This window comes from Crossiella sp. S99.2, assembly GCF_023094165.1.
GTDB lineage: Bacteria > Actinomycetota > Actinomycetes > Mycobacteriales > Pseudonocardiaceae > Crossiella.
Map to the genome: position 1 here is coordinate 357,030 of NZ_JALMDK010000003.1, position 26,416 is coordinate 383,445.

At 70.0% G+C, this 26,416-nt stretch carries 28 protein-coding genes; 13 read left to right on the forward strand and 15 right to left on the reverse strand.

Features of this window, described 5'->3' with window-relative positions:
• The first annotated feature begins 32 nt into the window (after nucleotides 1-32).
• The 3 genes from MZC64_RS12900 to MZC64_RS12910 all read left to right on the forward strand — a co-directional run bounded on the left by MZC64_RS12900 (nucleotide 33) and on the right by MZC64_RS12910 (nucleotide 1,599).
• Nucleotides 33-308, forward strand: coding sequence for a hypothetical protein (locus MZC64_RS12900; protein WP_247756988.1), 276 nt, complete (start codon nucleotides 33-35; stop codon nucleotides 306-308).
• A gap of 65 nt (nucleotides 309-373) precedes the next feature.
• Nucleotides 374-1,159: a S9 family peptidase gene (locus MZC64_RS12905; RefSeq protein ID WP_247756987.1), complete on the forward strand. Its 786-nt coding sequence runs from the start codon at nucleotides 374-376 to the stop codon at nucleotides 1,157-1,159.
• Between the two features lie 50 nt (nucleotides 1,160-1,209).
• A complete protein-coding gene (locus MZC64_RS12910; RefSeq protein ID WP_247756986.1) occupies nucleotides 1,210-1,599 on the forward strand; it encodes a VOC family protein in 390 nt (129 codons plus the stop codon).
• Here MZC64_RS12910 and MZC64_RS12915 read toward each other — a convergent pair.
• On the reverse strand, nucleotides 1,584-2,972 hold the full coding sequence (locus tag MZC64_RS12915; RefSeq protein ID WP_247756984.1) for an FAD-dependent monooxygenase: 1,389 nt from the start codon (nucleotides 2,970-2,972) through the stop codon (nucleotides 1,584-1,586). The genes MZC64_RS12910 and MZC64_RS12915 overlap by 16 nt on opposite strands.
• Nucleotides 2,973-3,039: 67 nt before the next feature.
• Here MZC64_RS12915 and MZC64_RS12920 point away from each other — a divergent pair, with 67 nt between their 5' ends.
• Nucleotides 3,040-3,657 carry a TetR/AcrR family transcriptional regulator C-terminal domain-containing protein gene (locus MZC64_RS12920; protein ID WP_247756982.1) on the forward strand — a complete coding sequence of 206 codons (618 nt, stop codon included), beginning with the start codon at nucleotides 3,040-3,042 and terminating at the stop codon, nucleotides 3,655-3,657.
• Nucleotides 3,658-3,691: 34 nt separating this feature from the next.
• Here the strand turns inward: MZC64_RS12920 and MZC64_RS12925 are convergent, their stop codons facing one another.
• Nucleotides 3,692-4,072: a VOC family protein gene (locus tag MZC64_RS12925; protein WP_247756980.1), complete on the reverse strand. Its 381-nt coding sequence runs from the start codon at nucleotides 4,070-4,072 to the stop codon at nucleotides 3,692-3,694.
• Nucleotides 4,073-4,102: 30 nt separating this feature from the next.
• Between MZC64_RS12925 and MZC64_RS12930 the strand changes: the two genes are divergently transcribed.
• The 3 genes from MZC64_RS12930 (at nucleotide 4,103) to MZC64_RS12940 (ending at nucleotide 9,022) form a co-directional block, all read left to right on the forward strand.
• Nucleotides 4,103-4,675 carry an HhH-GPD-type base excision DNA repair protein gene (locus MZC64_RS12930; RefSeq protein WP_247756979.1) on the forward strand — a complete coding sequence of 191 codons (573 nt, stop codon included), beginning with the start codon at nucleotides 4,103-4,105 and terminating at the stop codon, nucleotides 4,673-4,675.
• A gap of 52 nt (nucleotides 4,676-4,727) precedes the next feature.
• Complete coding sequence (locus tag MZC64_RS12935) at nucleotides 4,728-5,873, forward strand: epoxide hydrolase family protein (protein WP_247756978.1); 1,146 nt, start codon at nucleotides 4,728-4,730, stop codon at nucleotides 5,871-5,873.
• 155 nt (nucleotides 5,874-6,028) lie between these two features.
• Nucleotides 6,029-9,022, forward strand: coding sequence for an LGFP repeat-containing protein (locus tag MZC64_RS12940; RefSeq protein ID WP_247756977.1), 2,994 nt, complete (start codon nucleotides 6,029-6,031; stop codon nucleotides 9,020-9,022).
• A gap of 70 nt (nucleotides 9,023-9,092) precedes the next feature.
• Here MZC64_RS12940 and MZC64_RS12945 read toward each other — a convergent pair whose 3' ends face one another.
• Nucleotides 9,093-10,430 (reverse strand): aminotransferase class I/II-fold pyridoxal phosphate-dependent enzyme, encoded by a 1,338-nt coding sequence (locus tag MZC64_RS12945; RefSeq protein WP_247756975.1) that lies wholly within the window; start codon nucleotides 10,428-10,430, stop codon nucleotides 9,093-9,095.
• Nucleotides 10,431-10,535: 105 nt separating this feature from the next.
• Between MZC64_RS12945 and MZC64_RS12950 the strand changes: the two genes are divergently transcribed.
• The 3 genes from MZC64_RS12950 (at nucleotide 10,536) to MZC64_RS12960 (ending at nucleotide 12,796) form a co-directional block, all read left to right on the forward strand.
• Entirely contained in the window at nucleotides 10,536-11,162 is a 627-nt protein-coding gene (locus MZC64_RS12950; protein ID WP_247756973.1) for an FMN-binding negative transcriptional regulator, read from the forward strand.
• Nucleotides 11,155-12,093 (forward strand): PDR/VanB family oxidoreductase, encoded by a 939-nt coding sequence (locus tag MZC64_RS48630; protein WP_247756971.1) that lies wholly within the window; start codon nucleotides 11,155-11,157, stop codon nucleotides 12,091-12,093. Before MZC64_RS12950 ends, MZC64_RS48630 begins: the two co-directional genes overlap by 8 nt.
• 148 nt (nucleotides 12,094-12,241) lie before the next feature.
• Nucleotides 12,242-12,796, forward strand: coding sequence for a GNAT family N-acetyltransferase (locus tag MZC64_RS12960; protein WP_247756970.1), 555 nt, complete (start codon nucleotides 12,242-12,244; stop codon nucleotides 12,794-12,796).
• 204 nt (nucleotides 12,797-13,000) lie between these two features.
• Here MZC64_RS12960 and MZC64_RS12965 read toward each other — a convergent pair whose 3' ends face one another.
• From MZC64_RS12965 to MZC64_RS13010, 10 genes are all read right to left on the reverse strand, one after another.
• Nucleotides 13,001-13,291: a hypothetical protein gene (locus MZC64_RS12965; protein WP_247756969.1), complete on the reverse strand. Its 291-nt coding sequence runs from the start codon at nucleotides 13,289-13,291 to the stop codon at nucleotides 13,001-13,003.
• Nucleotides 13,292-13,787: 496 nt separating this feature from the next.
• Complete coding sequence (locus tag MZC64_RS12970; protein ID WP_247756968.1) at nucleotides 13,788-14,222, reverse strand: SRPBCC domain-containing protein; 435 nt, start codon at nucleotides 14,220-14,222, stop codon at nucleotides 13,788-13,790.
• Nucleotides 14,219-14,560, reverse strand: a complete 342-nt coding sequence (locus MZC64_RS12975; RefSeq protein ID WP_247756967.1) for a metalloregulator ArsR/SmtB family transcription factor — start codon at nucleotides 14,558-14,560, stop codon at nucleotides 14,219-14,221. Before MZC64_RS12975 ends, MZC64_RS12970 begins: the two co-directional genes overlap by 4 nt.
• A 41-nt stretch (nucleotides 14,561-14,601) precedes the next feature.
• The gene (locus tag MZC64_RS12980; protein WP_247756965.1) at nucleotides 14,602-15,822 is read right to left on the reverse strand and encodes an MFS transporter; all 1,221 of its coding nucleotides are present in this window, start codon (nucleotides 15,820-15,822) and stop codon (nucleotides 14,602-14,604) included.
• Nucleotides 15,823-15,864: 42 nt separating this feature from the next.
• Nucleotides 15,865-16,644 (reverse strand): enoyl-CoA hydratase/isomerase family protein, encoded by a 780-nt coding sequence (locus MZC64_RS12985; protein ID WP_247756963.1) that lies wholly within the window; start codon nucleotides 16,642-16,644, stop codon nucleotides 15,865-15,867.
• A 60-nt stretch (nucleotides 16,645-16,704) separates the two neighbouring features.
• Nucleotides 16,705-17,499, reverse strand: coding sequence for an LLM class flavin-dependent oxidoreductase (locus MZC64_RS12990; RefSeq protein ID WP_247756962.1), 795 nt, complete (start codon nucleotides 17,497-17,499; stop codon nucleotides 16,705-16,707).
• A 59-nt stretch (nucleotides 17,500-17,558) separates the two neighbouring features.
• Nucleotides 17,559-18,461 carry a GNAT family N-acetyltransferase gene (locus tag MZC64_RS12995; RefSeq protein ID WP_247756961.1) on the reverse strand — a complete coding sequence of 301 codons (903 nt, stop codon included), beginning with the start codon at nucleotides 18,459-18,461 and terminating at the stop codon, nucleotides 17,559-17,561.
• A gap of 176 nt (nucleotides 18,462-18,637) precedes the next feature.
• Nucleotides 18,638-18,964, reverse strand: a complete 327-nt coding sequence (locus MZC64_RS13000) for a DUF4333 domain-containing protein (RefSeq protein ID WP_247756960.1) — start codon at nucleotides 18,962-18,964, stop codon at nucleotides 18,638-18,640.
• A gap of 57 nt (nucleotides 18,965-19,021) precedes the next feature.
• Nucleotides 19,022-19,531 (reverse strand): SRPBCC family protein, encoded by a 510-nt coding sequence (locus MZC64_RS13005; RefSeq protein WP_247756959.1) that lies wholly within the window; start codon nucleotides 19,529-19,531, stop codon nucleotides 19,022-19,024.
• A 732-nt stretch (nucleotides 19,532-20,263) separates the two neighbouring features.
• Entirely contained in the window at nucleotides 20,264-20,704 is a 441-nt protein-coding gene (locus tag MZC64_RS13010) for a DUF1772 domain-containing protein (protein WP_247756958.1), read from the reverse strand.
• A 138-nt stretch (nucleotides 20,705-20,842) separates the two neighbouring features.
• On the opposite strand from MZC64_RS13010, the gene MZC64_RS48635 reads away from it, so the two are divergent.
• Both MZC64_RS48635 and MZC64_RS13020 read left to right on the forward strand, forming a co-directional pair.
• Complete coding sequence (locus MZC64_RS48635) at nucleotides 20,843-21,799, forward strand: AraC family transcriptional regulator (RefSeq protein ID WP_247756957.1); 957 nt, start codon at nucleotides 20,843-20,845, stop codon at nucleotides 21,797-21,799.
• 90 nt (nucleotides 21,800-21,889) lie between these two features.
• The gene (locus MZC64_RS13020) at nucleotides 21,890-22,717 is read left to right on the forward strand and encodes an MOSC N-terminal beta barrel domain-containing protein (protein WP_247756956.1); all 828 of its coding nucleotides are present in this window, start codon (nucleotides 21,890-21,892) and stop codon (nucleotides 22,715-22,717) included.
• An 18-nt stretch (nucleotides 22,718-22,735) separates the two neighbouring features.
• Here MZC64_RS13020 and MZC64_RS13025 read toward each other — a convergent pair whose 3' ends face one another.
• Nucleotides 22,736-23,737 carry a DUF695 domain-containing protein gene (locus MZC64_RS13025; RefSeq protein ID WP_247756955.1) on the reverse strand — a complete coding sequence of 334 codons (1,002 nt, stop codon included), beginning with the start codon at nucleotides 23,735-23,737 and terminating at the stop codon, nucleotides 22,736-22,738.
• Between the two features lie 188 nt (nucleotides 23,738-23,925).
• Here MZC64_RS13025 and MZC64_RS13030 point away from each other — a divergent pair, with 188 nt between their 5' ends.
• Entirely contained in the window at nucleotides 23,926-24,918 is a 993-nt protein-coding gene (locus MZC64_RS13030; protein ID WP_247756954.1) for a tyrosine-type recombinase/integrase, read from the forward strand.
• A 600-nt stretch (nucleotides 24,919-25,518) separates the two neighbouring features.
• Here MZC64_RS13030 and MZC64_RS13035 read toward each other — a convergent pair.
• Entirely contained in the window at nucleotides 25,519-26,382 is an 864-nt protein-coding gene (locus tag MZC64_RS13035; RefSeq protein WP_247756952.1) for an alpha/beta fold hydrolase, read from the reverse strand.
• Nucleotides 26,383-26,416 lie beyond the last annotated feature (34 nt).

Genomic DNA, 26,416 nt, shown 5'->3' on the forward strand with positions numbered 1-26,416 from the left:
ACGGTAGCCACAGACGAAGGGGAGGGGTCCCGATGCGGCGAGGCTGGATGTCCGCGACCGTGCTCACGACAACGATGCTGCTGGGCGCCACCGGCTGCGCGGCGGAGCAGCCGACGGTGTGCAGCGGCGGGTTCTGCTCCGGGCCCGCCTACAGCCCGTCCACCTCCACCCGGATCCAGACCGGCATCGTGCACGTGCTCAGCGCCATCGGCTTCGCCGCGGTGGTGCCCGGCACCGCGGCCGGGCCCGCCCGCCGGGTAACGCCCCTCCCCACCCGGCCGCGCAGCGGGTGGGTCCCGCTCAACTGAGCCAGGCGATTCCGCTGGTGGCGTAACCGATCCCGGGGCCGCGGCAGTGGATCTACGGTGGCCGTATGCACTCACCGATCACGGGCACGGCCGCCGGCGTGCCGTACACCGCCCTGCCCCCGGCCAGTGATGGCCCCGCGCCGCTGATCGTCACCTGGCACATGCTGGACGCGCCGCGCTCGGACGCCGCCTTCGCCGCCGCGTTGCCGATGCACGAGCTGCCCGCCTGGCGGGTGCACCTGGGCATGCCGATGTGCGGGGCGCGGATGGTCGACGGCAGCATGGACGCCGGCCTGGCGCTGATCCGCGAGGACCCGCTGATGTCCTTCCTGCACGCCTTCGTCAAGCAAGCGACCGAGGAGTTCCCGGCCGCGCTCGCCGCGCTCCGCGAGCAGCTGCCGGTGACCGACGGCCCGATCGGCGTGCTCGGCGGCTCGCTGGGCGGGGCCGTCGCACTGCGGGTGCTCGCCGAGACCGACACCCCGATCTTCGCCGCCGCCGTGGTCAACGCCGCCATCCGGATGCGCTCGGTCGTCGACCTGTTCCCCGGCGACTACCCCTACGACGAAGAGTCCACGAAAGCCGTCGACAGCCTGGACTTCATCCCCCAGGCCCAGGTCCTCGCCGGGCGGGCGCCGCTGCTGGTCGTCAGCGGCGAACTGGACCACCCGGCGCTGCGGGCCGACGCGCTCGAACTCGTCGAGGCGGCCGGGGACCGAGCCGAACTGCTCTCCATCCCCGGCCTGGCGCACCCACTGGCTGAGGAACCCGGCATTGAACCTGCACCCCAGCTGCCCCTGGCCCGCGTGGTCGACACCGGGCTGACCACCTGGTTCCGCCGCCACCTCTGAGCTGCCATTCGTTCAAGCGATCACCCGGCAGCGGGCCTACCGTCAGAGCCATGACCGATCCGAACCTGCCCAGCATCTACCCGACCCTGCGCTACACCGACGCCGATGCCGCGGTCAGCTACCTGACCTCGGTACTCGGCTTCGGCGAGAAGATGGTCTCCCGCTCGCCCGAGGGCGTGATCAGCCACGCCGAACTGTCCTGGGGCAACGGGATGATCATGATCGGCCAGCGCTCGGCCGAGCCCAGCCCGTTCGACACCGGCCGTTCGGTGCTTTACCTGGCGGTGGCCGATCCGGACGCTCACCACAGGAAGGCGGTCGCGGCCGGCGCGCAGGTGAGCATGCCGCTGACCGACCAGCCCTACGGTTCGCGGGAGTACGCGGTCACCGACGCCGAGGGCAACGTGTGGTGCTTCGGCACCTATCAGCCCGCGCCCTGACCGGTCAGCGCCGGAACCTCGATCGCGCCGAGGTAGCCGTCCGGGCGGACCAGCACGGTCGAGCCCACCGGCACGCCGTAGATCGCGCGGACCGAGTCCTCGGCGATGACCACGCTGCGCTCGCCGGGGCTGTCCGCGCCGGGCCGTGACCCGCCGAAGATCAGCCGGGTCTGGTGCGGGCCCCGGAACAGCTCGAACAACCGGCCGCCGCCGGCCAGCCGGGCATCCGGCGCGCGGTCCCCGGCAGCCAGCCCGGTCGCCGTCTCCACCCCGGCGGGAGCAAGGGGTCCGCCGTGGTAGCTGAGGTCGAGCTGGTGGGTTTCCTTGCCGCGCCGCATCCCTTCGGTGGCGTCGCGCTGGACCAGGCGGGAACTCAGTCCCAGCACCGCCGCGGCCACCGGCAGCCGTTCCCGCTCGTAGCTCGCCAGCAGCTCCTCGGATCCGGCGGCCAGTTTCCAGCCGAGGTTGTAGGCGTCCTGCACGCCGGTGTTGAGGCCCTGGCCGCCCGCGGGGGAGTGCACGTGCGCGGCGTCCCCGGCCAGGAACACCCGCCCGACCCGGTACCGGTCGACCATGCGCACGTTGGCCCGGTACAGCGAGAGCCACACGAGTTCGGTCAGCCGCAGCTCCTCCCGGCCGCTGGCGGCGCTGACCAGGTCCTGCAGCGCGGGCAGGGTGGGCAGCTCGGCGCCGTCGCCTGGGGGCGGGGCGTAGATCTGGAAGGTGTCGGTGCCGGGCAGCGGGCACAGCGCCAGTGCCCCGGACTCGCCGGGCCAGGCGTGCCAGAACTCGCGGTCCAGCCCGGTGAGCCGGACATCGCCGACCAGCATGCGCTGGGTTTCCAGGGTCTCGCCGAGGAAGTCCACGCCCAGGGTCTTGCGCACGAAGCTGCGGCCGCCGTCCGCGCCGACCAGGTAGGCCGCGCGCATCGACCGACCGCCCACGGTCGCGGTGACGCCCTCGGCGTCCTGGGTGACCCCGGTCAGCGGGGTGTCGAACTCGACCCGGCCGCCGAGTTCGGCCAGCCGGTCGCGCAGCAGCTGCTCGGTGCGCCACTGCGGGCTCATCAGGATGTTCGGGTAAGGCACCTGCTCGGTCGGCTCGCGCAGCTCGTCGATGCGCTGGTCATGGAGCACCTCGCGGCCGCGGTAGGCGCGGATCACCGGGTACGGGCCGCCGTGCGCGACCAGCGCGTCGAGCAGGCCGAGGTCCTCGAAGACCTCCTGGGTGCGGGGCTGGATGCCCTTGCCGCGGGAGCCGGGGAAGGGTTCGGTCCTGGCCTCGACCAGGCGGAACGACACACCGCGGCGGGCCAGGTCGACGGCCAGGGTCAGGCCGGTGGGTCCGGCGCCCACGATCAGCACGGGGTCCATGACAACTCCTTAACGTCGTTAAATTTAACGGCGTTAAGGTTGCTTGAACGGCGTTAAGCTGTCAAGCATGGCTTTGGATCGCGACACTGTGGTGCGCACCGCGCTCGAGGTGCTCGACGAGGTCGGCCTGGACGCGCTGACCCTGCGCCGCATCGCCACCCGCCTCGAAGTCCAGGCCCCGGCGCTGTACTGGCACTTCAAGAACAAGCAGGAACTCGTCGACGAGATGGCCACCCAGGTGCTGCGCGCCACCTACGAGGCCCCCGAGGACGGTCTGGACTGGCGGGAGATCGCCCGGCGCAGCGGGGTCACCCTGCGCCGCGCGCTGCTGGCCCACCGCGACGGCGCGCGCATGGTCGCCGGCACCCACCTCACCGACACCAGCGCCTACGAGTCGATGGAACGGGCGCTGTCGACCTTCACCACAGCCGGGTTCAGCCTGTCCGCGGCGATCTCCGGGCTGACCACGATCTACCACTTCACCGTGGGCTTCGTGATCGAGGAACAGGCCGTGCAGCCCACCCCGGCCGAACGGGACCCGCGCTATGACTTCGCCGCCCGCACCGCCCGGATGGACGCCGCCGCGACCCCGCTGACGGTGGCCGCGGGCAAGGAACTGTTCAGCGACTTCGACCGCCGCTACCGGCAGGGCCTGGAGCTCATCGTGCGCGGCCTGGCCGGCTGACCACCCCAGCCGTGGTGCCACACCCGTGGCGGTTTCAGTGGCCCAGCAGGCAGAACGGGTGCCCGGCCGGATCGGCGTAGACCTGCCAGCCCCGGCCCAGCGCGCTGTCCAGCAAGGTCGCGCCCAGCTCCAGCACCCGCTCGTGCGCGGCGGCCAGATCGGCCACATCGATGTCCAGATGCGCCAGCTGCGGCCGCCGCTCATCACCCCAGACCGGTCGCCGATGGCCCGGCTGACGCTGGAAACAGAGCACCCGGCCATCGGGCAGGTGCAACGTGGACCAGTCGGCGTTGACCGCCCACCGCCGATCGGGCCGGTTGACCTCCCCACCCAGCAGCTCCTGGTAGAAGGCGGCCAGCCGGCGCGGGGCCGGGCAGTGGAGGACGAGGCACTGGAGCACACCCAAGGGACGCACCCGCCGGAGGCTACTGCCATCCTTGTCGCCATGACTCGCACGCTGTGCCTGGCCCAGGACCCGGCCGCGGACGCCCTGCTCACCGAGAGCCACCTGGCGCTGCTGTTCGGCATGCTGCTGGACCAGCAAATCCCGATGGAGAAGGCGTTCAAGGGCCCGCGGGTGCTCGCCGACCGGCTCGGCCAGCTGGACGTGCGGCAGATCGCCGAGCTGGACCCCGAGGCCTTCGCCGCGGTGATGTCCCAGGTTCCCGCCGTGCACCGCTTCCCAGGCTCGATGGGCAAACGCCTCCAAGACCTGGCCCGCTACCTGGTCGAACACTACGACGGCCAGGTCGAACGCCTGTGGACCGAAGGCAAGCCGGACGGCAAGGAAGTCCTCAAGCGGCTCAAGGCGCTGCCTGGCTTCGGCGATCAGAAGGCCCGGATCTTCCTGGCGCTGCTGGGCAAACAGCGCGGCGTGACCCCGGCCGGCTGGCGTACGGCCGCGGGCGCCTATGGCGAGGACGGCTCGCGCCGCAGTGTGGCCGACGTGGTGGACACCGTGACCCTGACCGAGGTCCGCGAGTTCAAGAAAGCGGCCAAAGCCGCGGCCAAGGCTTAACCGCTGACTGAAGAGGACCGAAGTTGTCCTCTTCGGTGGCTAGCGTGGGGTTATGAGCGAGATCGACCCCTTCCGCATCGACATCCCGCAGTCCCAGCTCGACGACCTGCACGCGCGGCTGGACCTGACCCGCTGGCCGGAGGAGCTGCCCGGCACGGGCTGGGACTACGGGGTCCCGCTCGACTACCTGCGCGAGCTGGCCGAGTACTGGCGGCACGGCTACGACTGGCGCGCACACGAGCGGCGGCTCAACTCCTTCCCCCAGTTCACCACCGAGATCGACGGCCAGCACCTGCACTTCCTGCACATCCGCTCACTGGAGCCGGACGCGGTGCCGCTGATCATGACCCACGGCTGGCCGGGCTCGATCGTGGAATTCCTCGACGTCATCGGCCCGCTGACCGACCCCAGCGGCCACGGCGCGCCCGCGGGCAGCCCCGCCTTCCACCTGGTGCTGCCCTCCATCCCCGGCTACGGCTTCTCCGGCCCCACCCGCGAGACCGGCTGGAATGTCGCCCGGATCGCCACCGCCTTCGCCGAGCTGATGCGCCGCCTGGGCTATGACCGCTACGGCGTGCAGGGCGGGGACTGGGGCTCGGCGATCAGCCAGGCCATCGCCATCGCCGACCCCGCGCACGTGCACGCGGTGCACCTGAACATGCTCATCACCCGCCCCGACCCCGAGGTCACCGACCTGACCGAGGAAGAGCTGGCCAAACTGGCCACGCTCCACCGCTACCAGGACGAGCTGTCCGGGTACATGAAGATCCAGTCCACCCGGCCGCAGACCCTTTCCTACGGCCTCACCGACTCCCCGGTGGGCCAGCTGGCCTGGATCGCGGAGAAGTTCAAGGAGTGGACCGACTCCAAGTCGGTGCCCGAGGACGCGGTGGACCGCGACCACCTGCTGACCAACGTGATGCTGTACTGGCTCACCGGCACCGCCGGCTCCTCGGCCCGGCTCTACTACGAGTCCGCGCGCAGCTGGGGCAGCCAGCCCCCGCTCACCCAGCCGCTGGCCGTGGCGGTCTTCCCGCACGACCTGACCCAGCCGGTCCGGCGACTCGCGGAGAAGCAGTTCCCGACCCTGACCCGGTGGACGGAAATGCCGCGCGGCGGGCATTTCGCGGCGATGGAGGAACCAGACCTTTTCGTGTCGGATGTGCGGAACTTCTTCCGCGACCAGCTCCCGATGTGATCAAGTAAGCCTCTACGGGGCCGGTCCCGGCACCCACGGGACCGGCCCCGTAGATCCCGCTTTCCCCAGCTCCGCCCCGGTATCCCGAGTTTCCCGGGAAAACGGAATACGGCATCTCCTCGCCGCAGCGCACTTCCGGTGGGAAAACTCGGAGGATGCGCGAGTTCGCGCCCAGGGATGACCAAGGGGAGACCACCGTGTCAGGACAGCGCGTGCGGCGCTGGTGGGGGCTGCTGCTCGCACCGGCGCTGGCGGCCGGGATGCTCGTGCCCAGCGCCGCGGCCGCACCCACCACACCACCGCCACCACCCACCCCCGCCCAGCCGGCCACCGCGCTCGCCTGCGCGATCACCGCGGGTGGCCTGATCGGCGAGCGCTGGCAGGCCCTCAACGCCGAAGCCGGACCGCTGGGCTGCCCGACCGGCCCGGAACAGGACGTGCCCGGCCGTCGCGGCCGCAAGCAGAGCTTCGAGCGCGGCGAGGTCGTCTGGTCCCCTGACCAGGGCCCGAACCTGGTCGTCTCGGCCTACCGGGTGCATAACGACGTCACCGTGGACTGGGGCCCCACCAACGATCCGTGGAGCTACGACGGCTTCCTGATCAGCTGGTTCCACCAGGGGCTGTCCCGGGTGGAGGACGTCTATGGCGGCCCGCGCACCTGGGGCACCTTCACCATGCCGCTGACCCGCGGCCCCGGCCGCTACGACTTCACCGTCACCGGCTGCGACAAACGCCCCGGCCAGTCCGGCTTCAAGTGCAGCCAGGGCGCGGCCATCCCGGTCAGCGTCACCCTGCCTGACCTGGCAGGCACCCCCACCGGCTGTCCCGGGCCCGCGGTCGAGGGCAACCTGGGCCGCCGCTGGCGGGAACTGGGCGGTGCCACCGGCAAACTCGGCTGCCCCACCGGCGCGGCCTTCACCGGCCCCAAGGGCCGGGTGCAGGGCTTCGCACACGGCCAGCTCGCCGAATCACCGGCGCAGGGCGGCAACCTGGTGGTGGCCACCTACTCGGTGCAGAACCGGGTCTACGTCGAGTGGGGCCCCACCGACGGGTTCTTCTACGACTTCTTCATCGTGCGCTGGTACCAGCCCGGCCGCGATCCCCGCCAGGCCGACGTGAAGTACCGGCAGGACCGCCGCCGCGAGGGCCACTTCAGCTTCGACGCCGAGGTCGCGGGGGAGATCCAGGTCGAACTCCAGGGCTGCGACAACGCCATCGGCGGCGCCCAGTGCAAACAGGGCTGGACCCAGCGCGCCGCCACCACCGTCCGCTTCTCCGGCGGGGTCGACCTGCGCGGTTTCACCGCCACCCAGCCCGCTGAGGCGCCCCGGCACCTGGACAAGCGCCGCGAGCTGGTCACCGAGTACCAGGCCTGCCAGAGCGTGCTCAGCCCGACGGGGGAGAAGGCCGGGGAGAACACCGGCATCGCGTTCATGGCGCACCTGGACCGGCTCCGCCGCAAGGGCGTGACCAGCCAGTGCGGAAACCAGGCCCCCAGCCAGGAACTCGTCAACCGGGCCCTGCGGCACACCCAGCCGTACATGACCGGCTCCTCCACCGACGACATCCCCACCTGTCACCGCGACGCCGACTACGACGCCGTGCTCAAAAGTCTGGTCGTGATCAGCAGCAAGTACTGGGACCTGCTCTACCCGCTGACCCGCAAACACCTGCTGCAGCACCTGCTCACCGAGAACGGACCGCACTCGGTCGACGACGAGAAGATCACCGTCTGCGGGCTGGTCGATGTGCCCGAGACCGAGAACCACCGGCTGCTCATCGAAAGCTCCCGCTACCTGAGCAACCAGCGCCTGCGCGAGGCCACCGGCGAGGCCCGCTACGACAACGCCGCCAACGGGCTGCGCGAGCACCTGCTGCGCCAGTTGCAGACCTTCGCCAAGCACGACTTCATGGAGTACAACGCCCGCCCCTACCAGCGGTACTCGCTCAACGCGCTGCTCAACCTGTTCGACCACGCCCAGGACCCGGCCATCCGCACCGCGGCCCAGATCGTGCTCGACTACGCCACCACCAAGTTCGCCCTCAGCAGCAACCAGCTGCGCCGCGCGGGCCCGTTCCGCCGCATCGCCGACCGCGCCGATGCGGACAACCAGAGCTACTACGCGGCCAACTCCGACCCGCAGACCGGCTTCTTCCAGCTCTGGACCGGCCTGCTGGCCAACACCGGCGACCACATCCCGCCCCAGTTCAGCGGCGAGGCCCTCATCGTCGGCGTCTCCGGCTATGTGCCGCCGCGGGCGGCGATCCAGCGCGCTATGGACAAGTCCGTCGGCTACCAGCATTCCTTCCAGCACGGCCCGCGCCCGAAGCTGAGCTTCTCCGCCGACTCGGCCATGCCCGGGGTGGAGATCTACGCCAGCTCCCCGTCCTTCCAGCTCACCGCGGGCGGGATCTGGGGCAACAGCGGCTACGGCATGGACGAGGTCCGCGGCAGCAAGCTCTACGGCCGCGCCCAGGCCACCACCCTGATGCCCACCCGCAACACCCCGGGCCGGGAGACCCGCACCGACGACCTGATCCGCTTCGACGGCTTCCACAACAGCGGCGGCCCCGCCGACCGCGACCGGGTCAACACCTGCGTGGCAGGCGGCTTCGCCTGCGGCCTGCGCCTGGTGGTGCCCCAGTTCCTGCGCGAGTGCGCCCAGCGCGTGGTCGAGGCCCGCTGGGAGTTCCTCAACCTCAACACCCCCGCCTGCGGCAACCTGGGCGTCTACGTCGCACTCAACTCCGTGGACAAGGCCAGCGCCGCACACGGCGTGGTCGGCGTCCTGCACGCCGTCGAGTCCACCACCATGGACTTCACCGCCTTCCACACCCGCACCCGGGAGCGCAATCCCAACCTCACCAACGAGATCAGCACCCAGGAGGCCGGTGTCATGACCACCGCCGACGGCCACCGCTACCAGTTCAAGCTCAACACCACCGACAACTACGACACCCTGATCAAGTCCATCGACGGCCAGGCCCAGCCGCACTGGTCCGCCGCACCGCTGGTCTCCGGCCCGATCCTGCGCAGCCGCGGCCACGAGGGCTTCCTGGAGATCACCCACCCGGAGTGCCACTCCACCACCACCCTGGACTACCGGGACCCACTCAACCCGAAGATCACCCCGGGCACCTGCGGCTGACCCCGGGCCCGCCTGCTCCGCGATCGCCCCGGCACCCCAGTGCCGGGGCGATCGCCGCTGACCGAGGAGGTCATTGCTCCCGCAGTGTGTGCGCCAGTGCCGCGGCGAATCGTCGCGCTTGCGCCGGGGTGATCGCGGCGGTTGTCACCCGGATCGCGTTGTGGGACGACGTCGGCGTGGCCGCGAACTGGGCGCCGTCGCGAACCGTCCACCCTTGGTCCTCCAGGCCCTTGATGACGGCCGATGACTCGACTTCGAGCGGAATCCACAGGTTCACGCCATCTGTCGGCGTGTGGACGGTGATGCCGTTGTCGGCCAGGGATTCCGCGAGCGTGGCACTGCGCTGGGTGTAGGCGCGTCGTGCTTGGCTGAGCCGCGATGCCACCCGTGGATCGGTGAGCAGGGTGGCGGTCAGTCGCTGCAGGAGGTGGCTGACCCAGGTGGTGCCGGGCCGCAGGCGGGCGTTCAGCTGCGCTGCCGAGTCGAGGTCGGAGGCCACGATGGCCAGGCGCAGGTCTGGTCCGAGGAACTTGGACACCGACCGGACCAGTGCCCACTGGGAGGTCTGGTCGGTGATGAGGCGGTGGTAGGGCTGGTGGGAGATGGCGGAGAAGTGGTCGTCTTCGATGATCATGGCGTGCGGATAGTCGGCCAGTACGGCGCGCACCTCAGCCGTGCGGGCGGCGGTGCGGCTCATTCCTGTCGGGTTGTGCGCGCGGGGTGTGAGCACCACCGCTCGGGCGCCGTCTTGCAGGGCTCGGCGCAGTCCGTCGGGAGTGGGGCCTTCGGTGTCCACCGCGACGGGCAGGGGGCGGAAGCCGTTGATCCGTAGGGTACCGACGCTGGCCAGGAAGCACGGATCCTCGATCGCCACCGCGTCACCTCGGGTGAGCCGGGCGGTCAGGAGTCGTTCCACGGCGTCGACGGAGCCGTTGGTGACGGTCACCCCGAACGAGGAGTGCGGCAGGTCGGCGCCCATCGTGTCCCGGGCCCAGTCCTCCAGGGCCGGGTCAGTAGTCGGCACCCCGTATAGCGGTGCCGAATACGACATCGTCGCCAACGCGCCCATCAGGTCAGGCAGGAGCCGGGGGTCGGGGTTGCCGCTGGCCAGGTCGACCTGGCCAGCGGACGCTGTCCCGCCTTCGGCTTCCAGCGCGGGCAACGCGCGGATCAGGGTGCCGTGGCGACCACGCGTTTCCGCGACACCGGCGGCGACGAGCAGCCGGTAGGAGATGGCCACGGTGTTGCGATGCACCCCCAGACCATCCGCCAGATCCCGGATCGGGGGTAGCGCATCCCCGGGGCGGAGCCTGCCCGCATCGACCAGGTCGCGGACGCTGCCGGAGATCTCTCCCGCGGTGGTGCCGGCGATGCCTGGCGGCACGTGTGGTTCCGCTGCGTCACTCACGCCGCCAGTCTATTGGCACGTGACAAAAGCGCCAATCCTGTGCTTGACTCTTTGTCACGTGACAAACCGGGCCGCGGTCGGGTGACTGCGGCGGGAGGGAGAACCATGGAGCTGTCCGACCACTACGCGCTGCCGGAGGAGGCGATCGTGGCCGCGCTACACGCCCGCACCTTCGGCCACCTCGTCACACCCGGACCGGAGGGACTCGAGGTGACGTCGATGCCGTTGCTGTACAACGAAACCAACCACTCGCTCGTCGGTCACGTCGCCCGGGCGAATCCACACTGGAAGTACACCGGCCACGCCGAATCACTGGCCGTTGTCCCCGGGACGGACGCCTATGTCACGCCTGAGTACTACCCGTCGAAGCCGGTCCGCCCCAAGGTGGTTCCGACCTGGAACTACGAGGTGCTCTACGTGTACGGGCAGCTCGACGCGCACGAGGACAAGGAATGGCTGCTGGACCACGTCACCGAGTTGACCAGGCGCCACGAGGCGGGCCGCCCCACGGAATGGCAGGTCACCGATGCCCCGGAGAAGTTCATCGCCATGCAACTGCGGGGGATCGTGGGAGTGGAACTGCGGATCGATCGCGTCATCGGCAAGGCGAAGCTGAGTCAGAACCGTTCCGCCGAAGATCGCTCCGGGGTGATTCGCGGTCTGGCGAACGGAACTCTGGCTGAGCGAGCCACCGCGGCGGCGATGACAGCGAACGGACTGGACAGTGCCTGACCCGGCGATCCCCGTGGTGGTGCGGGCCGAGGATTTCCCCGCCGCCGATGTCCGAGAACTGACGTTGTCCCCGGCCGCCGGCGGAGAGCTGCCCGGATTCACTCCAGGAGCCCACATCCAGGTTCGCCACCCCAGGGGAGTCCGCCGCCAGTACTCGCTGATCAGCTGCCCGGATAACCTGACCCGGTATCGGATCGCGATCCGCAGGCGTGCCGATGGACGCGGCGGTTCGGTGGCGTTCCACGACGATCTGACGATCGGTGACCAGCTGTCCATCTCACCGCCGGTCGACGGAATGCAGATCGACACCTCGGCAAGTCATCACGTCTTCATCGCCGGTGGCATTGGCCTGACCCCGATTCTCGGACTTCTGCAAGCCCTTCCCGAAGGGGCGACGACAGAGACGCACTACTGCGTGCGTGGCCTGGCGAGCGCCCCGTATCTCGATGCACTGCGGGAGTCGAGCGGGCGGATCATTGTGTATGACAGTGCGGCAGGCGTTCGCCTGAATGTGGCGGAACTGGTCCGGTCCCTGCCCACCGGCTCGACGGTCTATCACTGCGGTCCCCAGGGACTGATGGACGCGATCACCATGGCGACAGCCGACTGGCCCACCGGCCGCGTACGCGGCGAAAGTTTCACGCCCGCGGACCCGGAACCGGCTGACTGTGAGTCGTTCGAGGTCCGCTTCACCGCCGAGCCCGCGCGCGTGGTGCGGGTCGGAGCACGCGAAACCATGCTGCGGGCACTGCTCCGGGAAGGAGTGCCCATCGACTACTCCTGCGAAAAGGGCGAATGCGGCACGTGTGTCCTCGAATACTCATCCGGGACCATAGACCACCGTGATTCGGTCCTCACCGACGACGAACGGAACGACATGCTCACCCCCTGCGTTTCCCGGGCACGCGGACACGTCGTCATCGACCTGTGAACGGCCACCAAGCAGGAGTGGCCAAGGCCCAGCCGCCTGCTGGTGTCGAACGACCCGGCCCAAGCGCCGCCGGTCGAAACCCAGTTTTCCCGCATGATCCCCGAGGGCCGGCGTCCCGGCAGGATCCTGTCGATCATGGAGGCCCGTGATGTTCTCGGTCCCGCTTGGCCCTGATGGCACCCGCTTGGGCCCGCTCGAACCGTGGCACGCCGAGGAGTTCCTGGCCCACCTCGATCGTGGCAGGGAGTTCATCGGGCAGTACATCGCCCTTGCCGACGGCGCGACGGATCTGGACTCCAGCCGGGCACTGCTGCGCGCGTACGCGGACAAGGCGGCCACCGACACCGGCCGGATCTACGGCATCTGGACCGGCAACACCCTGGTGGGCGGCGTGTTGTTCCGCAGAATGGACCTCAAGCACGAAGTCGTCGAGGTGGGCTGCTGGCTCGAGCCGGCGGGCACCGGGAAGGGCCTGGCCACCCGGGCCGCCCGCGCGATCATCGACTGGGCGGTGCACACCAGGGGCGCGCACCGGGTGGAGTGGCAGGTCAAGACGGGCAACCTGGCGAGCATCGCGGTGGCCCGCCGACTGGGCATGACCCGCGACGGCGTGCTCCGCGAAGCCATGCTGCACCGGGGAAAGCGCTTTGACCTCGAGGTATGGTCGGTGCTCGCGCCGCAATGGCGCGCTGAGCACCGGTGACGGCCGCTTGGCAGGTCTCTCCCATATCCCGGCGGCCCCCACGTAGGTACCCGGCCGCGATCGCCGCGTGCCGGGCCTGTTCCTGCGGCTCGATGTCCTCGGCGAGCAGCGCCAGGTAGGCGACGAAGTCAGCGGCGGTCTCGACCGCGTCGCAGTCGTGCACGTCCTTCGGGGTGGCTACGGTGCCACCGTAGGAAAACTGCGTCAGTTCTCCTCGTAGATCCGCATCTGCTTCGAGATCACCGGAACGTCATCGGGTCCCGGATCAGGCACCGTGAAGCATTCCACCCGCACCTCCCCGTCGAACTCGCTGAAGCTGTCCGCCGCGTCTTCGAGGATCGCCTCCACCCACGTCTCCAGCGACATGCGCGCCATATCGGCGTTGGGCACTTTGAGCAATGGGCGTTCGGACCGCATTGGCTGCCAGCCCCCGTACCCGTTGTCCTCCAGCATCATCAGACGCCACCAGTAGTTCTGCCACTTCCCCCAGGTCACCGCCAACGTCCCCCTCAAGGCGCGGCCGATGGTCTCCTCCGGGCCCCGGCCAGGAAGCAGTCTGGTTGGCGGGTCCGACTACCGATCACAACTTTCCTTTGGTACGCGGGCGAATCGCGTTGATTCACCTGCCGGTGATCCCGCCGCCCACATCCGGACCCCGGGGGCAGCACGGTGCTCGTGCGGAGGATCGGGTCAGCGGCCGTGATCCGGCGGTTGCGGTTCTGGCCGGACGCGCTGCGCCGGGGTGGGCTGATCCGTTACCGCACCTTCGGCTCCGACGACCGGGCCGGGCTGGCGGATGCGGCACGGGCAACCGGAGCCGACGTGACGCCGTCGGCCGCCTGCGCGATTCTCCCGGCAGAACCACGCGCGGGATTGCCACCCTCCGACTGGGACTTGCCGGAGGGGGCGGGCCGGAGCTTGGGCACGCGGACCGGCGGCAGCGATGGGGGAGGGGACCGGAGGCAGGGCCGGCACCTGGGCGCCCCGGCGGTCAGGTGGGGGAGGACAGGGTGGTGAGGTTGGCGGTGAGGGCGTCCAGGCAGTTGATCCAGCCGGTGGTGTAGTTCTCGTAGCCCGCGGTCTCGGCGAAGGTGTGCGTGAGCACCAGACGGCACCCGGCGGGCTCCTCGAACAGCTCCAACCGCAACTGGTCGTCCACCTCACGGAAGGCGAACACCCTCGGCGGATCCACCTCCAGCACCTCGCCGTCCAGGGTGCCGCCCTCGCCGTTGTCGAAGCGGATCACGCCGCCGGGGCGCAGGTCCAGTTCGACCGCGGGGAAGGGGTACCAGACGCTGAGGTGTTCCGGTGCTGTGAGGGCGTGCCAGACCTTCTCCCTGGAGTGGGACAGGTGGCGTTCCAGGCGCAGGGCGAGGCGGCCATCGGGCAGGCGGGTGGTGTCGCCGGGGGAGGAGGGGGTGGTCATGAGTTTTCCTTGCGGGGCTTGGGGGTCTGGCCTTCGGGCAGGGTGTCGAGGTGCTGTTCCAGGATGCCGAGCCGCTCGGTCCAGAGCTTGCGGTACGGGGCGATCCAGGCGTCGATCTCGGCCAGGGGCTCCGGGCGCAGCTCGTACCAGCGGCGCTGGGCCTCCGGGCGGACGTTGACCAGGCCGGCCTCGCGCAGCACGCGCAGGTGCTTGGACGTGCCGGGCTGGGTGAGGCCGAGTTGCTCGGTCAGCTCACCGACCAGGCGGGGGCGTTCCAGGAGCAGGTCGAGGATGCGGCGGCGGGTGGGTTCGGCGAGTACTTCGAATGGGGCTGGCACATGAGCAACATACCATGGGGTTTATATAATCAAAAATGGATTCACCTGGTGGTGGCGAGGGTGACCCCCCGGAACACCCGCACCGGGAACACCACCACCAGCAACCCGACCCCTGCCGCACCCAACCAGAACGGCGCGGCCAACCCAAAATACCGGGCCAGCACCCCACCCAGCGCGGACCCCGCCAGCATCGCCGCCCCGGACAGCCACCGATAACTGCTGTGCACCCGTCCCAGCAGCTCAGCGGGCACCAACGACTGCCGCAACGCCGCCCCCACCGTCGAGGACACCACCAGATAACCCCCGAAAACCACCAGCGCCGCCGCCACCACGAGCACCTCCCGGCTCACCGCCAGCACCAGGTGCGCCACCGCCTCCAGCCCGAACCCCGCCCGCAGGAACACCGGCACGCCAAGCCACCCGATCAGGCGATCCGCCAGCAACCCACCCAGCAACCCACCCACCGCCACGGCCACCAGCAACAGGCTGAACCCGACCTCCCCGAGCCCCAGCCGCTCCCGCGCGATCAGCACCAGCACCGCCGCCATCGCCCCCAGCGCCACATTCGACACCGCGATCACCGCCGTCAACATCCGCAACACCCGGTGCCGCACCAACCACCGCACCCCACCGACCAGCTCAGCCCACAGCGACCCCCGCGGCCCACCCCGCCCCGCCACCCCCGCCGGCAACCGCACACACAACGCCGCCACCAGCAACAACACCCCGGCATCCACCAGGAACGGCACCCACACCGCCACCGCGAACAACACCGCGCCCACCGGCTTGGCCAGCAGATCCCGCCCCACCACCGCCGACCCCAGCAACCGCCCGTGCGCCCGCGCCAACCCCGCGGGCGCCACCAGCGCGGGCACCAGCGTGCTCGCCGCGTTCTCGAACACCACCCCCGCACACCCGACCACGAAGAACACCAGGTACAGCAACCACAACGACGCCTGCCCGGCCAGCAACACCAACCCCAGCACCGCCAGCACCACCGACCGCACCAGCGCCGCCACCACCAGCACCCGCCGCCGGCCCACCCGATCCACCAGCACCCCACCCGGCAACCCGAACACCAGCCCCGCCGACTGCTGCGCCACCGCCAGCCCGGCCACCTGCACCGGATCCCTGGTCAACGCCGCCGCCAGCAACGGCCCGGCCACCATCGTCACCCCATCGCCGACCGCCGAGACCGTGCCCACCACCCACAACCTGGCAAAACCCGCACCCAGCCCCATGATCACTGGACGTGCCGGCACCAGCACAGGTTGCGCCAAGCCGCCACGGGGGAGTCCCGCACCTCACCTACCAGTGAATGTGGCCTTCCCCGGACCCTCACTCAGGAACGACCGCACCCCAGCCCGCAGATCCTCGGTGTCGAACAACGCCGCCGCGATCCCGGTGACCTCCCGGTTCGCCTCCGCCACCCCACCACGCTCGAAATGCGCCAGCACCCGCTTGGTCGCCGCATGCGCCCGGGTCGGCCCACCCGCCAACCGCGTCGCCAGCGCCACCGCCGCCTCCGCGAACCCCTCCGCCGGCAGCACTCGGTTCACCACACCCCACTCCCGCAACGTCTCCGCCGGATACCGGTCCCCGGTGAACACGAACTCCTTCGCCCGCGCCACCCCGGCCCGCGCCGCCAGCCGCTGCGTGCCACCCATCGTCGGAGTCAACCCGATCACGTTCTCCACCAGGCCAAAACTCGCCCGCTCACTGGCCACCAGCAGGTCACAGGCCAGCGCCACCTCGAAGGTCCACGTCAGGCACAACCCGTGCGCGGCGAACACCGTCGGGAACGGCAACGCCGCGATCCGCTCCGGCAGCTCCAGCATCCGGTCGAACAACACCTTCGCCTGCCCCGCATCGGCCTGCTCGGCGAACAGCGACACATCCACCCCGCCACTGACCACCTTGCCCGCCGCCCGCAGCAACGCCGCCCGCGGCGGATCCACCGCCAACGCGTCCACGGCCGAGAGCAACTCCTCCTGCAGCTGCGCGGTGTAGAGGTTCAACGGCGGCGCGTCGATGGTCAGCACAGCCAACCCGGACGGCTCCCGGTCAAGACGAAGCAACTGCACGTGTGACTCCCGTCAACTGTTGGGGCAGGGCATCGGAATCGGGCTCAACCCAAGACAGTCTCACCGTGGGGGACCGGCGGCCACCACCGCCCGCAACTCCGCCACCGAACGCCGCCACCCATCCCACAACAACCAGCTCACCCCGGCCTCGGCGTACTCCGCCACCAACCCCGCCGACGGCTGCACCCCGCTGCCCCACAACGCCAGATCCGCCTCCGCCCGGCCACCCGAGGCGACAAAGTCCGCCTTGATCCGCCCCGCCTGCTCCGGCGTCGGCAACACGAACCCCTCCTCATCCCGGATGATCGGGAACAACCCGTCCACCCGCGCCGCGGACAGGAACGGCGCCTTGCGCGGCCACAACCCACTCGTCCACAACGGCACCCGCACCGGCGCGAACTCCACGTCACTGACCTGGAAATTCACCCCCTCATGCCGCACCCGCTCACCGGCGAAGAACCGCTCCAGCAACTCCACGCCCTCGCGGAACCGCCCGGCCCGCGCCGCGGCGGGCTCAGCCTCACCGAACTGCGCGTAATCCCGCGGCACCCCCATGCCCAGCCCCAGCAGCAACCGCCCACCGGACAACCGCTGCAACGTGCCCGCCTCGGCCGCCAGCTTCCACGGCCGCCGACGGGGGAGCGGCACGATCATCGGCCCGAACCGGATCCGGCTGGTCCGCGCCGCCACCGCACCCAGCGTCACCCACGGATCAGCCACCGGCGGCGCCGCCACCAGGTGATCCCACATGAAGAACCCGTCCCACCCGGCCTGCTCGGCGGCCACCGCCAACTCCACCAGCAACGCCGGATCCCCATACGGGCCATAACAGGGCACATAGATCGCGAACCGCATACCGCGCATCCTGCCCCAGACAGCAGTGCGGGGCGGCCCCGAAGGACCGCCCCGCACACTCACACCAGGTCGACGCGCTCCATCTGCACCGGATACCCGGCACGGGCGAACGTCGCCGCCATCGGCGTGTTCGTCTGATCGGTGGCGGCCGCGATGCGGTCCACCCCGGCCGCGGCATGCACCTGCGTCGCCTCGACCAACAGGTCAAACGCATAACCATGCCCGCGTTGTTCCGGCACCACCCCGATGTACCCGACAACCGGGTCCGACGGGGTATGACCGGGCACCGTGATACCCACCAGCTCACCCGCGGGCGTGTACGCCAGCAACCAGGCACTGCGCGGACTCGGCAGCCACTTGAGGTAGTCCAGCTCCTCCTGCGCCGCCGCCTCCAGGCCGTCCTCCTCGATCCGCAGCCGCACATGCGCGTCCAGGCTGCCCTGATGGATCAACCGGAACGCCTGCAGCACGGACTCCTCATCCGGAGCAGGCCGGAACACCAACCGGCCAGGCCGTTCCGGCACCCCGCACTCCGGCGTCCACAGGTACCGGAACCGCTCCACCAGCACCCGGTACCCGGCCACCTCCGCCGCGGCGATCCGGCCCTCACCAGCGGCCCGCGCCGCCGGATCAGCCCGCCAGCCCGGCGGCAACCGCAGCTCGTACTCCGCGCGCAGGGGAGCGGTGGTCAACAGCTTCGCCGCGGCCTCGGCATCGGTGAAGTCGAACCAGTCGAGCATGATCGGCTTGCTGTCCTTCGGACCACCCCACCAGGCAGCGCGCGCCACGACCACGTCGTCCCGCAACGCCACCCAGGTCCACTCCGGCCGGTAAGCGCCGGTAGCGGCCATGGTGAGGTAGTCCTGTCCGAACCGCGCCCTGCCCACCAGGGCAGGATCCGGGAGCGAGGCGAACAGCCGCTCCTCGCCGGGCTCGATCGAACGAATGACCAGATCGGTCATGAAATGAAGTCCCTTCGGAAAGCTCAGCGCTCCCCAGTCAGAACTTCGACGCCCTCGCAGCGAAGGGGGAGCACCAGATCAACAACGGACGTGCGATCACGGTTACCACCTCCCTTTCCTCGGCTCGGAGAGCGTGCCGGAACCCTAACAAAGCTCACCCGTCCGGGACGAACGCTTTACCCGGGCCGATCCACCTCGAAGGTCCCATTGGCCCCGCGCACCGTCACCCGCACCTGCTTGGACTGCCCGGACAGCACAGCCAGGCAGGAGAAAACCCGCGCGTCCTCGATCGGCTGCCGGCCAGGACAGCGCACCATCTCCAGCCCGGTCACCTCGTACTTGTCCACCAGCACCGACCGCACCGCGAACTCCAGCCGGTCCTGCTCGAACACCGGCACCGGCGGCGTGCCCGGGGGAGTGGCCCCACGGCTGGGGCCCGCGCACCCGGCCAGCGCCGCCGTCACCAGCAGCACCCCACACCTGGCCAGGCCGTGTCTGATCATGAAGTAAACGGTATCTGGCCGGTCTGAAGCTTCGCTGTCGTCTGGCTGCCGCTCGGCTCAACCCCGCTCGGCCATCGCGGTGATCGTCTCGGTCATGTGCTCCCGGATCTGATCCAGCCGCTCCTGGACCCCGGCTTCGGCCGCTGCCGGCGTCAACTCCGCGACCATCACCCTCAGTCCGGTGTCCCCAGGCCCGTGCACGAAGGTCTGCCGGACCATCGTGCCGCCGAACTCGGCGGCGGACAGTTCATAACGCCAGGTCGTGCCCGGTCGCGCCGGATCCTCCTCGCCGTCGAGGACCACCCAGGTGAAGACCCGGCCCGGCTCCGACTCGGTCACCACACAGGTCACCTCGCCGACAAAGCCGTTCCCGAACTCGTTGCGACCGGAGAATCGGGCGCCGACCCGGGGGCCGGGGGAGTCGTGGTCGAGCCAGGCCCCGCCCTTGCACTCCGGGCTGAACTCGCCGATCCGGGACACGTCGGTGATGATCTCCCATAGTTTCTCCGGCGAGACTTCGACGGTCAGTTCGACCTCGGTCCGCGCGCCGGTCACCTTGCCAGCCATGGGTTTCCTCCCTCTGGTGCGGTTGTTGTCGGTAGTCCGACGAACGGCAGGGAAGGGAAACGACACAAGTGGACTTCACCGGCTTGGGCAGCGGCTTCACTCGAAGGAGTGGGCTCCAGAACCGCTACTTAACATAATGTAGATTATCGGTCAGAAACCAGCAGGCGCCGAGAGGGGCAGATCAGGCTGATTTCTGGCTTGCTCGTCAACGTGCGCGCTGGCTTCACGCGCCGTCGCTCAGTCGCGTCGCTGACGAGCCGACCCGCGGTCCGGCCGTCGCGCTCGGCACGCGGCCGGAATGCCAGGCGGCGCGGCGATGGGCGAGCGTTCTACTGACCGGCCAAGCCGATGGGTGCCTTCGGCGGCCACTGAAGCCTCAGCTTGTCGTTTCCGGGTAACCCGGGCATACCGGGTCATTACGTCACTGTGACGCTAGTTGACCCCGGAACCTTGCGGATTCGAGGTGATCCCAGGTTCTGCGGCGACACGTTCCCCCGACGGTCTCCGCCAGGCCGTCCAGTCAGAGCCGTCCAGTGGCAGGTCGGGTCGGTGCGTCAGCGGAGTTTCGTCGGAGCGAGCGTTCTGGCGAACTCGGGCAGCCAACGGGCGAACGCATCCCCCGCAGGGCATGGAGTCGGTATCGGCGCTGGTCAGATGGGTGTTTCGTGCATAACCGCTATTATGCACGAAACCAGAAAAATCGCGGGGGAGTCAGCAGTCTGGCGGATTTCGTCACGCCAGGGCGTACAGCACCGTGGCACCGAGGCAGGCGATCGTGCGCAGGTGGTTCCACCCGGTCCAGCGGCGCAGGAAGCCGCGCCACAGCTCCTGCCCCGCCGGGGTGGCCGGGTCGGCGGCGTCCAGGGCGTTGTTCATCGGCACGTTCACGATGGCCGTCACCGCGAGCATCCCCCCTACTACCAGCACGGCGGCGATGGTGGGCAGCAGCGGGAAGCCGTTGAGCACGGCCAGCACCGCGCTGGTGATCGGGGCGCCCAGGAAGGCCAGCAGGAACAGCGGGTTCACGATGGTGCGGTTGATCTGCTGCATGACCGCGGCGGCCTCCGGGGCCGGGCGTTTGGCCAGCGCGGGCATCACCACGGCGGAGAAGGTGAAGAACAGGCCGGTCAGGATGGCGGTGGTGGTCTCGGCGATGACGGTCAGCGCGATCATGGTGTCCTCCCAGTGTTGTGCAGTGCGTCCAGTTTGAGTCTCAGATGGCGGATGATCCATGCTTGATGCGCGCGGTTTCCTGCTCCTTCGTCCAGCCGGCGTGGACGCTGGGCCAGCCGGGTGCGGATACTCGGACGGGTGGACCTCACCTCTCCCCCGGCGCCGCCCGCCGATCCGCTCGGCGCGGCCCTGCACCACCTGCGGATGGACGGGGCCTGGTACTTCCGGTCCGAGCTGACCGAGCCGTGGCGGCTGGACCTGCCGCCGATGGCTGACTGTCTGTGGTTCCACGTCGTCACCGCGGGCCGGTACTGGCTGTCCGTGCCGGGCCAGCCGCCGCGGCAGGTCTCCCCCGGCGAGCTGGTGCTGGTGCCGCACGGGCAAGGGCATGAGCTGTGCAGTGAGCCGGGGCTGCCTGCTCCCCCGGTGATCCAGGACATCCCGCACGAGTACGTCAGCGAGCGGTACGCGATCCTGCGGCATGGCGGTGGTGGTGTGCCGACCAGTCTGGTGTGCGGGGCGGTGCGCTTTGATCATCCGACCGGGTATGGGCTGATGGCGCGGCTCCCCCGGTTGATGGCGGTGGCCGATCCGGCGCTGGATGCCACGTTGCGGTTGCTGGCGGCCGAGGCGCGGGAGCTGCGGCCAGGGGGCGAGACGGTGATCACCCGGCTGGCAGATGTGCTGGTGATCCAGGCGATCCGGAGCTGGCTGGGCAGTGATCCGGCGGCGCGGGCGGGGTGGCTGGGGGCGTTGCGGGATCCGCAGGTGGGGCGGGCGGTGGCGCTGGTGCACCGGGAGCCGGCGCGGGCGTGGACGGTGGCGAGTCTGGCTTCGGCGGTGGCGATGTCGCGCTCGGCGTTCGCGGCGCGGTTCACCGAGCTGGTGGGTGAGCCGGTGATGCAGTACGTGACGCGGTGGCGGATGCATGTGGCGGTGGGGCGGTTGCGGTCCGGGGAGGCGTCGGTGGCCGCGGTGGCGCGGCAGCTGGGGTACCAGTCGGAGGCGGCGTTCAGCCGGGCGTTCAAGCGGATCGCCGGGGTCTCCCCCGGGTCGGTGCGGCGGGCGGGGCCGGTGGTGGAGTTGTTGGGCTAGGCCGGGTGCGGTGGAGGATCTAGTTCTGCCGGAGGTGAATGCGGCGATATTCGGATCGCGTTGACGGGGTCGGCCGGTAGCGTCCGGGTGGTGGCGAGGGTGTTGGAGTTGAACTACTTCCCGATCAAGGGCTGCGCGGGCGTCTCGGTGCCGGATGCGCTGGTGAACCCGGCGGGGCTGTCCTACGACCGCAGTTTCATGGTGGTCAGTCCGGAGGGGGTGTTCCGGTCGCAGCGGCGGGATCCGCGGCTGGCGCTGGTGTGCCCGCAGGTGCTGGGCGGCGGTGAGGTGCTGCGGTTGTCGGCCGAGGGGTTCGAGTCGGTGGACGTCGTGGTGGACGCGGTGGGTCCGCGGCGGCCGGTGGAGATGTTCGGCGATCCGTATCGGGCGATCGATCAGGGTGAGGTCGCGGCGGCGTGGTTGTCGGCGGTGGTGGGTGATCCGTGCCGGTTGGTGCGGGTGCCGCCGGAGCATGATCGGGCCACGGACGGGTTGACGCCGGGGACCTCGGGTTTCGCCGACAGCAGTGCGGTGCACCTGTTGTCGGTGGATTCGTTGGCCGGGTTGAACGAGCGGATGGTGGCCGCGGGGGCGGTGGCGTTGCCGATGGCGCGGTTCCGGCCGAACATCGTGGTCGACGGGTGGGCTGATCCGCATGCGGAGGATGGGCTGCGGCGGTTGCGGATCGGGGATGTGGAGCTGGGGTACACCAAGCTGGCCATCCGGTGCGCGGTGACCACGGTGGACCAGGAGTCCGGGGTGAAGCGGGGGCCGGAGCCGTTGCGGTCGCTGGCGAAGTACCGGCGGGCGGCGCAGGGCGGGGTGGCCTTCGGGGTGAAGTTCGCCGTGCTGCGGTCCGGGAAGCTCTCGGTCGGCGATGAGTTGTCGGTGCTGGAGTGGGGCGCCTCGGAGCTGTGACTCCCCCGCTGGGCTGGGTCAGCGGAGGTGGCCGACCTGGTCCCAGGCTGGGTCGGACTGGGTGTCCAGGGTGGCGGTGGGCTGGCCGTGCACCCAGGTGGTGATGGTGGCCAGTGCGGCGGTGTCGGTGGAGTCGCAGTAGAGGTGCAGGGTGCGGTTGCCGCGGCCGGTTTCGTGGGCGACCAGCAGGGCGGCGCCGTCGAGCCGGCGCATGAGGTCGTCTTCGAGGTCCTGCAGGTCGGTGAGGCCGGCGCTGGTGGGCAGGTCGCGGGGGTCCTGGGTCGGGTAGCGCAGGGTGATGCCCGCGTGCAGGTCCAGCAGTGGGTGGTCGATCCAGCGCATGGGGCGCATGGCGATGGCGGTGAGGCGGGCGCCGTCCTGGCCTTCGCCTTCCATGACCACCCAGCTGGGTTCGGGGTGGCGGGCGGCCATGGCGTGCACGGTTTCCGGCAGGGCGTCGGCGGGGAGGGCGTCGGCTGGTTGTTCGGCGGCGGTGTTGACCTCGCCGATCCAGCGTTCGAGGTCGTCTTCGCCGAGCAGCCAGGTGAGGGTGAGGAAGGCGATCTGGAGGGCGGCGTCCTCGGGCATGTTGGGGAACTGCGGGTGGTGCACGGTGACGTCGACGAGCAGGGATTGTTCGTCGACGGTGAGGGAGAGCCGGGTTTGTTCGAGGTCGAGTTCCCAGTCGGCGAAGTCGAGTTGCTGGTTGAGCACGTTGGGGTCGGCCTGGCGGGCGGCGCGGTATTCCCAGGTGGCGTCGGGGGCGGGGGCGGCGCGTAGCCAGCGTTCGGTGAGGGGGCGCAGGGCCGGGTCGCCGTTGGCGGTGACGCAGAGTGAGTGCTGGGCGTCCCGGCCGGGGCCGAGTTCCCATTGCAGGTCCTTGTTGATGGCGTTGACCAGGTGGGCCATCTGTTCGGGCAGGTCGGCGAAGTCGCCGGAGTGGATGGCGTTGGCGAGCAGGGTGGCGCCTTCCTGCTGCCACCAGTGCCAGAAGTCCTCGATGCCCTGCATCTCCACCATCCAGCCGTGTGGGTGTCGGACGCTTGCGCGGTCAACGTAACCGATGGGGCGGGCGAATGCGGGGTGGTTCGGGGGTGTGGCGGCGTGGGTGTCGGTGTTGACGCTGGGTGAGCGGGGCCGGGGGTGGGTAGGGGGTTGGTCACCGGCCGTGTCGATCTTTGTCGGTGGTGTGCGGTATTCCTCTGGGTGTGTTGTTGTCGCAGGCCCAGGAGTCGTTCTTCCTCGCGCGGCGGTCCCGTAAGGACTCGCCGCACACCACTGCCGCGTATCGGCGTGATCTGGCGGGGATCTCGGTGTTGCTGGCCGGGGCCGCCGGGTGCGCTCCCCCGGCGCTGGAGCTGGCGCAGGTGGGTGCGGGGGCGTTGCGGGAGGCGTTCGGGTCGTTCGCGGAGACCCATGCCAAGACGTCGGTGTCGCGGGCCTGGTCGACGTGGAATCAGTTCATGAATTTCTGTGTGGCTGATGGTCTGGTGGCGGGGAATCCGATGGGGGCGGTGGCGCGGCCGCGGCCTGGGGTGTCGATGCCGAAGCCGTTGCGGGGTGAGGACACGCCGGAGCAGTTGCTCTCGGCGGTGGCTTCGGGTGAGCGGAAGTCGCGGGATCCGTGGCCGGAGCGGGATTTGCTGGTGGTGGGGCTGGGTTTGGTGACCGGGTTGCGGTCGGCGGAGATGCGGGCGTTGCTGGTGAGCAGTGTGGTGGGGCGGCCGGGTGAGCAGCGGTTGCATGTGCGGGGCAAGGGCAGCCGGGAGCGGTCGATTCCGATCAGTGCGCCGATGGAGGCGGTGGTGGCGCGGTATCTGGCGTCGTGCCGGGGGCGGTTTCCGCATGCCCGGTTCGGGCGGGAGTCGGCGTTGTTGCTGGATCTGCAGGGTGAGCCGATCGGGCGGGGTGCGTTGCAGTATCTGGTGAGCTGTTGTTATCGGTCGGCTGGTATTCACGATCGGGTGCCGACGGGGGCGAACCTGCACGCGTTGCGGCACACCTTTGCCACCCGGTTGGCCGAGGACGGGGCGAACGCGGCGGAGATTATGGCGTTGCTGGGGCATGCGAACCTGAATACGAGCCAGAACTACATCGAGGCGACGGGGCGGGAACAGCGGGCGGCGGTGCTGGGCAACCGCACTTACCGGGCGCTTGCCGAGGCGGCCGGGGTGGGTGGTGAGCCGGTTGTCGGGGACTGATCCTGGGTGGGTTTCATCCGGAATTGGGTCGGATTACGGTCGTTGTTCACCGAGTTGCGGAAAAGATGCTTGGGAATGGGGTGATCGTCACTTATCGTGGTTGGGTAACCACAGTTGTGACGCTCCCCCGTTCCTCTGGAGGTGGCGCCGTGACCAGCCCAGGGCACGGCTTGACGCAGGGTTCGACCGCGGTTCTCCGGTCGTGTCCGGAATGTGGCCGGGTTGTTTCGCACCGGATGGAAAGGGAACAGCTGCGCGCTGACCTGTCCGTGGTGTGGCTGCTGGTGGATGCGGCGGGTGTGGTGCGGGTGCGGCGTTTCTGTGTGGGTTGTGCGCCGCGTGGCCCGGTGCTGAATGTGGAATGCCAGGGTTGTGGTGATGGCCCGTTGGTGTGTGCGGCGGGGCCGGATTTGCCGGGGCCGGTGGTGGCGTGGTTGTCGGCGGCGGGCTGGTTGTTGGACGAGCCGGTGGCGTGTGCGCGTTGTGCGGCCAGGTCGGTTCCGGTGCAGCGGCGGGCGCGGTAGCCCGCGGGGAATTCCCCGGGGCCGCCGCGACCTTTTCCGCTGCTGCGGTTTGTGGACTCGTTGGGGTGCAACGGATTCAGCCGAGTACCTCGCGGAGTGTGGCGGCGAATGCCTCGGGCTGTCCGGGGTAGCCGTATTCGCCGTCGAGGAAGCCGCCGTGGTGGCTGGGGAAGACGGTGGCTTCCTGGCCGAGCAGGGCGGCGGCGGCCACTGAGGTGCGTCCGGTGAGGGCGTCGCCGGTCTCCTCCCCCACGGCGATGAGCACCCTAGTGGATGCGGCGAGCAGGGCGGCGACGTCGGCCTGGTAGCGGATGACCGCCTCGGAGCGGCCGGAGAGCAGTGGGTCGTCGCGCTTGCCGTCATCCTCGGTGGGCATGCCGAACTGGGCGGGGTCGGCCGGGGGCAGGGCGAAGTACTCGTCGGTGAACTCCCCGATCCAGGAGGTCACGGCGATGAAGCCGGCCATGCCCGCGCCCCAGCCCTTGGCGTGGTATGCCTGCTTCCAGCCGTCGGCGGCGCGTTCGGCGGCCGCGGCGTCGGGCAGGAGCTGGATCAGTGGCGGTTCGTGGGCCACCAGGGTGGTCACGGCGTCGGGGTGGGCGGCGACCAGGGCGAGGGCGGTGACCGCGCCGCCGCTGCTGGCGAACATCTCCACCGGGCCCGCGCCGAGGGCTTCGATGATGGCGTGCACGTCCTCGGCCTGGCCGGTGGGCGTGTGGTCCACCTGGCCGTCCTGGCGGGTGCTGCGGCCGAGGCCGCGGGGGTCGTAGGTGATCACGGTGCGCTCGGGCAGGTAGGAGATCAGGGCCCGGAAGCCGTCGGCGGCCATGGGCTGGCCGATCATGAACAGCGGCGCCCGCCCGTCGGCGGTGGGCAGTTCTCCGTGCACGTCGTAGACGAGCTGGGCGCCGGCGAACTCGAGGGTGTGCGTGGTTGTCATAGCAGTAGAGACCCTTCCGGGAGCGGAAACTCAT

Bases quoted from the DNA above. Each gene is read 5' to 3' on its own strand.
- MZC64_RS12900 (WP_247756988.1), top strand. From the start codon at position 33: ATGCGGCGAGGCTGGATGTCCGCGACCGTGCTCACGACAACGATGCTG.
- MZC64_RS12905 (WP_247756987.1), top strand. From the start codon at position 374: ATGCACTCACCGATCACGGGCACGGCCGCCGGCGTGCCGTACACCGCC.
- MZC64_RS12910 (WP_247756986.1), top strand. From the start codon at position 1,210: ATGACCGATCCGAACCTGCCCAGCATCTACCCGACCCTGCGCTACACC.
- MZC64_RS12915 (WP_247756984.1), bottom strand. From the start codon at position 2,972: ATGGACCCCGTGCTGATCGTGGGCGCCGGACCCACCGGCCTGACCCTG.
- MZC64_RS12920 (WP_247756982.1), top strand. From the start codon at position 3,040: ATGGCTTTGGATCGCGACACTGTGGTGCGCACCGCGCTCGAGGTGCTC.
- MZC64_RS12930 (WP_247756979.1), top strand. From the start codon at position 4,103: ATGACTCGCACGCTGTGCCTGGCCCAGGACCCGGCCGCGGACGCCCTG.
- MZC64_RS12935 (WP_247756978.1), top strand. From the start codon at position 4,728: ATGAGCGAGATCGACCCCTTCCGCATCGACATCCCGCAGTCCCAGCTC.
- MZC64_RS12940 (WP_247756977.1), top strand. From the start codon at position 6,029: ATGCGCGAGTTCGCGCCCAGGGATGACCAAGGGGAGACCACCGTGTCA.
- MZC64_RS12950 (WP_247756973.1), top strand. From the start codon at position 10,536: ATGGAGCTGTCCGACCACTACGCGCTGCCGGAGGAGGCGATCGTGGCC.
- MZC64_RS12960 (WP_247756970.1), top strand. From the start codon at position 12,242: ATGTTCTCGGTCCCGCTTGGCCCTGATGGCACCCGCTTGGGCCCGCTC.
- MZC64_RS12970 (WP_247756968.1), bottom strand. From the start codon at position 14,222: ATGACCACCCCCTCCTCCCCCGGCGACACCACCCGCCTGCCCGATGGC.
- MZC64_RS12990 (WP_247756962.1), bottom strand. From the start codon at position 17,499: ATGCGGTTCGCGATCTATGTGCCCTGTTATGGCCCGTATGGGGATCCG.
- MZC64_RS12995 (WP_247756961.1), bottom strand. From the start codon at position 18,461: ATGACCGATCTGGTCATTCGTTCGATCGAGCCCGGCGAGGAGCGGCTG.
- MZC64_RS13000 (WP_247756960.1), bottom strand. From the start codon at position 18,964: ATGATCAGACACGGCCTGGCCAGGTGTGGGGTGCTGCTGGTGACGGCG.
- MZC64_RS13005 (WP_247756959.1), bottom strand. From the start codon at position 19,531: ATGGCTGGCAAGGTGACCGGCGCGCGGACCGAGGTCGAACTGACCGTC.
- MZC64_RS13010 (WP_247756958.1), bottom strand. From the start codon at position 20,704: ATGATCGCGCTGACCGTCATCGCCGAGACCACCACCGCCATCCTGACC.
- MZC64_RS13025 (WP_247756955.1), bottom strand. From the start codon at position 23,737: ATGGTGGAGATGCAGGGCATCGAGGACTTCTGGCACTGGTGGCAGCAG.
- MZC64_RS13035 (WP_247756952.1), bottom strand. From the start codon at position 26,382: ATGACAACCACGCACACCCTCGAGTTCGCCGGCGCCCAGCTCGTCTAC.